We start from the raw sequence: 4,260 nt of genomic DNA, 5'->3' as shown, positions 1-4,260 counted from the left end.
GGCACGAGGTAAACGTAATCCTCAATGGCAACCACATGGATTTGTTGCCCTGGGTAACGTTCTTTATTCGGATGTTCTATGGTGTCAAGGATGTCACCCGCCATCATATGAAACACCACATCTTCAAATGAAACCCCTCTCTCTGCCTTCAGAAGAGCGTTCTTTTCTGGATTCCATGTGATCAGCTTCATACGACAAACTTAGCACAATGTGTGCCGTTTGCACTCTCCGCAGCTTACGCATGCGCTAACCGCGGTCCGTCGAAGGAGCGCCAGCGCCTGAGGCGGTCCGAGTTGAGCGCCTTGTTGGACTAATCCGCTCCCTGCACGGCGCCTGAATTCAGCACAGCCCTCGGCGACGATAGGGGATTGTATCCCCGAGGCTCAGGCAGATGGCACTGGGGCGGCGAAAACCGGCGGCGATGCTGGAGATCTGCGGGACGTAAATCGAGCATGCGTGGTGTGGTGAGCATGTTTTTTGGGTCCTTCCATCGCAGTATGACCGGTTGCCGTCGGCGTAATCGGTATTGCAGATGGGCGTTCCCTCCCGCGCTAGCAGCACTCGACCTCAAGCACCTCGAGCATCGTCTCCAGCTCGGTCTCATCCCAGCGCTCGAGCAGCTCGCGCAGGTGGTTCAGATGACAGTGGATATGATAGAGCGCATCATGCTGCGGGCCGTTGCGGCCCTCGAGCTTGGCCTCGAAGTAGCTCCAGAACGGATCATCGCGCTCACCGGCGCGCATGGCCGTGCGTAAGGCGGTGACGAAGCGCTCGGCGTTGCCATCGCAGTCGATGTCGCGGAAGCTGATATAGCGGTCAGGACGCTCGAGCACCTCAGCACCCCACCTCGGCTGAAGCCGCAGCCGCATCGTCGCTCGCGCCTTCGTTGGCAGAAAAACCATCGGCAGCGAGCAGGTCATCGATGTCGGCCTCGACGAGCTGGATAGTCTTCTTCTCGCAGTAACGCCGCTCCTTCTCGGTTGGCTCTGGAATCAACGCCCAACCGGCTGGCTCGCCGGCGGCATAGATCACATCCGAGAGCACCATGCGCTCGGTGTCGCGCGTCAGCCGCAGTCCCAGGAACAGGTACTGGCACCCGACCCGGTATTCTTTGAGGAAGCCCGGTAGCCCGAAGCCACCCATCAGCTCGGTCAGGTAGTCGACGAAGTCGGCATCCGAGGCGATATAGGTCGCATCCGGCCGCGGACTGCCAAGCGGCTTGAACAGGATCGGCAATGAGGTGTCGACCTGATCCTGCTCGATCTCCTGATAGCGATCGCCATCATAGGCGTGAATGCGGAAGCGATAATCGGTTCCTCCAATGCGCGCGATCCCGCGGATCAAGGTATGCGGGCGATCCGCGTAGGAGTCCTGCAGCTGGGTATCGCGATTGATGTCGATGACATACTGCGGTGCCAACTCGGCGAGCCAGTCATGCACCGGGGCCCGTGTCCAGCGACGCTGACCGTAGGTGCTATCGAGGAAGCGGGTCACCGCACTGCGGCCGCGCTTGAGCTCGACGTCCATCGCCGCGCGCGGGAACTCCCACATCAGCCGCTTTGACATCGGCCGACCCTTGTTCATCGCTAGAATCAGGCTATCGCTGTCGGCCGGCATCGCGGCACCAGACTCGGCATCAACAACGGACGCCAACGCGCCGGGCCCTAAATAAGGGATCAGATCACCGCGGCGCATCGCGTCGGCAAGGTCGGAAAGCTCGGCTGGCATTAGGACTCCGTCCTGAGGGCGTTGAAAGGCGATCCACTACAGGATGCAAAGGCAGTGCCAGCAACGCCCGTGCGCCGCCGAGGAGTCTAAACAGCGTCGTCCGCGCCTGCACTCAAGCCGGACATCGACCGCCCGCAACGCTTCCGAGCATGTTCGGTGACAGTGATCTTCACAACGGATCGCGACGATTCTCACTACGCACAACATTAGAGTTTAGCGGCGTGCCGTCTGCGTCGTCCGTATCGCTCAGTGCGACGGTATCGCCGTCGAATTCGAGCTGTCGCGCGTCGGAGACGGCGGTGCGATGGGTATAGCCCCCGAGATAACCACCGGATGGTCCGCGCCCTCAATCTTTGCGCACCTGAACGCCATTCTAGTCGCTGTTGCAAAGGCCGCAACGCGATGACCTTGTTCGTTTTGCGACAATCGCCGCAGCGCGACAATGCTCGCTAGCCGCTTTGCTAAGTTGCTGATCAGTCGACGATCAGGGGCACAAACACCTGTCTCGAGACTCGGTGGCACGGTCTCTGCTTCAGGGCCTCCGTCAGCACGCCCGCGCAAACGCTCAAGCCGCCGAGACCCTGTGGAATGAAGCAAAAAGACATCGCCGCGCTCTTGGACGAGCCCGCCTGTGAGCACAACACCAAGGCCAAGTCCGGCTGCGCGAAGCCCAAGCCGGGCGCGACCGCCGGTGGCTGTGCCTTTGATGGCGCCCAGATCGCACTGCTGCCGATCGGCGATGTCGCGCACATCGTGCACGGCTCCATCGCCTGCGCCGGCAGCGCCTGGGACAACCGCGGCAGCCGCTCGACCGGCCCCACCCTCTATAAGCTGGGCATGACGACCGACCTGACCGAGCAGGACGTGATCATGGGCCGCGGCGAGAAGCGGCTGTTTCACTCCATCAAGCAGGCCATCGAGAGCTACGACCCGGCCGCGGTCTTCGTCTACAACACCTGTGTGCCGGCCTTGATCGGCGACGACGTCGACGCGGTCTGCAAGGCCGCGGCCGAGCGCTTCGGCAAGCCGGTGATCTCGGTCGATGCCGCTGGCTTCTACGGCACCAAGAACCTCGGTAATCGCATCGCCGGCGAGACCATGGTCAAGCAGGTCTGTGGCGGTCGCGAGCCGGACCCGATCCCGGCCGACATCGAGCGGCCCGGCTTCAAGGCGCACGATGTTGCGCTGATCGGCGAGTACAACATCGCTGGCGAGATGTGGCGGGTGATGCCGCTGTTCGACGACCTCGGCGTCCGCGTGCTCTGCACCCTTTCCGGCGATGCGCGCTTCCACGAGGTGCAGACCATGCACCGCGCCGAGGTCAACATGATGGTCTGCTCCAAGGCCATGATCAACGTCGCGCGCAAGCTCGAGCAGGCCTTCGGCACGCCCTGGTTCGAGGGCAGCTTCTATGGCGTCGCTGATGTCTCGCGGGCCTTGCGCGACTTCGCCCGATTGATCGGCGACCCGGATCTCAGCGCACGCACCGAGGCGCTGATCGCACGCGAGGAAGCGCGCATCGATGTCGAGCTGGAGCCCTGGCGTGAGCGCCTGCGCGGCAAGCGCGTGCTGCTCTACACCGGTGGCGTCAAGTCTTGGTCGGTGGTCTCGGCGCTGCAGGATCTCGGCATGAGCGTGGTCGCGACTGGCACGCGCAAGTCGACCGGGGACGACAAGGCGCGCATCCGCGAGCTGATGGGCGAAGAGGCGGTGATGATCGAGGACGGCAACCCGCGCAACCTGCTCGATCTCTACCACCAGCAGGGCGCTGACCTGCTGGTTGCCGGTGGGCGCAACCAATACACCGCGCTGAAGGCGCGCATCCCGTTCTTGGATATCAATCAGGAGCGCGAATTCGGCTATGCCGGCTACGACGGCATGCTCGAGCTGGCGCGGCAGATGTGCCTGACCATCGAGAGCCCGATCTGGGCCGCGGTGCGCAGCGCACCACCCTGGCGCAGCGCTAGCGACGGAGCCGCGGCCGGTGCGTCTGTGGTCCATTCGCCAGACACCGAGACTGGAGCGAGCGCCGAAAGCAAGCCGGGAACCGGAGTGAACGCCGAAGCCAACACCAATGCCGCTACCGCCTCAGGCGCCAAGCAGGGTAGCGCAGCTGCCAAGCCAGCAGCGGAGGCGGCCCATGGCTGACTCCCAATCAACCCTGGCGGCAAAAATTGCGGACCCGACCCCGATAATCGCCAATTCAAACGCGGTAGCCGCGTTCGCCCAAGGCCGAATTGAAGCGGAGATTGCCCATGTCTGAGCCGACGACCCGCGTTCCCTATGGCACTGGAAAATCCCAAGATGCGCTTCGGGTTTCCCAAACGCCGACGCAACCCGGTCCCATCATCGTCAAGCGCAACAAGGCCCTCTCGGTCGGCCCGCTCAAGGCGAGCTCGACGCTCGGTGCGACCCTGGCCTTCCTCGGCATGCGTCGGGCGATCCCCATGCTGCACGGCTCGCAAGGCTGCACGGCGTTCGGCAAGATCTTCTTCATCCAGCACTTCCGCGAGCCGATGCCGATGCAGACCA

At 63.0% G+C, this 4,260-nt stretch carries 5 protein-coding genes; 2 read left to right on the top strand and 3 right to left on the bottom strand.

The window, feature by feature from the left end:
• The 3 genes from ACY693_RS15800 to ACY693_RS15790 form a co-directional block, all read right to left on the bottom strand.
• Window positions 1-191 (bottom strand): BrnT family toxin (locus ACY693_RS15800; protein ID WP_462322772.1); only part of this gene is annotated, 191 nt, incomplete at its 3' end.
• 360 nt (window positions 192-551) lie between these two features.
• Complete coding sequence (gene cowN / locus ACY693_RS15795; RefSeq protein ID WP_462322771.1) at window positions 552-833, bottom strand: N(2)-fixation sustaining protein CowN; 282 nt, start codon at window positions 831-833, stop codon at window positions 552-554.
• 1 nt (window position 834) lies between these two features.
• Window positions 835-1,728, bottom strand: a complete 894-nt coding sequence (locus tag ACY693_RS15790) for an SIR2 family protein (RefSeq protein ID WP_462322770.1) — start codon at window positions 1,726-1,728, stop codon at window positions 835-837.
• A gap of 588 nt (window positions 1,729-2,316) precedes the next feature.
• Between ACY693_RS15790 and nifE the strand changes: the two genes are divergently transcribed.
• Together nifE and ACY693_RS15780 are read left to right on the top strand one after the other, a co-directional pair.
• Window positions 2,317-3,876 carry a nitrogenase iron-molybdenum cofactor biosynthesis protein NifE gene (gene nifE, locus ACY693_RS15785; RefSeq protein ID WP_462322769.1) on the top strand — a complete coding sequence of 520 codons (1,560 nt, stop codon included), beginning with the start codon at window positions 2,317-2,319 and terminating at the stop codon, window positions 3,874-3,876.
• A 107-nt stretch (window positions 3,877-3,983) separates the two neighbouring features.
• Window positions 3,984-4,260: nitrogenase component 1 (locus ACY693_RS15780; RefSeq protein ID WP_462322768.1), on the top strand; the 277-nt coding region annotated here is incomplete at its 3' end.

Source organism: Halochromatium sp., assembly GCF_054919635.1.
The sequence above is the reverse complement of the archived record's forward strand: the minus strand, read 5'-3'. Positions and strand labels throughout refer to the sequence as shown.

Excerpts from the sequence above, each read along its gene's own strand:
- ACY693_RS15790 (WP_462322770.1), bottom strand. The coding sequence starts at position 1,728 with ATGCCAGCCGAGCTTTCCGACCTTGCCGACGCGATGCGCCGCGGTGAT.
- nifE (WP_462322769.1), top strand. The coding sequence starts at position 2,317 with ATGAAGCAAAAAGACATCGCCGCGCTCTTGGACGAGCCCGCCTGTGAG.